2 tRNA genes are annotated in these 201 nt (G+C 49.8%); both read left to right on the top strand.

Annotated features, from left to right (window positions below):
- Nucleotides 1-2: 2 nt before the first annotated feature.
- Nucleotides 3-78: transfer RNA gene (locus V6255_RS19240), tRNA-Val, on the top strand.
- Nucleotides 79-125: 47 nt separating this feature from the next.
- A tRNA-Val gene (locus tag V6255_RS19235) sits at nucleotides 126-201 on the top strand.

Here is a 201-nt window from a genome sequence, read left to right as displayed (position 1 = left end):
ATGGGCGATTAGCTCAGTTGGGAGAGCATCGCCCTTACAAGGCGAGGGTCACTGGTTCGAACCCAGTATCGCCCACCATATTACTGATTCTTTTCAAAAGAATTAAAACGTTGAAATTTGAAAGTGGGCGATTAGCTCAGTTGGGAGAGCATCGCCCTTACAAGGCGAGGGTCACTGGTTCGAACCCAGTATCGCCCACCA

The sequence above is a fragment of the Psychromonas arctica genome, assembly GCF_038155225.1.
Taxonomy (GTDB): domain Bacteria; phylum Pseudomonadota; class Gammaproteobacteria; order Enterobacterales; family Psychromonadaceae; genus Psychromonas; species Psychromonas arctica_B.
Note: the sequence above shows the minus strand (reverse complement) of the source record. Positions and strands in the feature narration are given on the sequence as shown.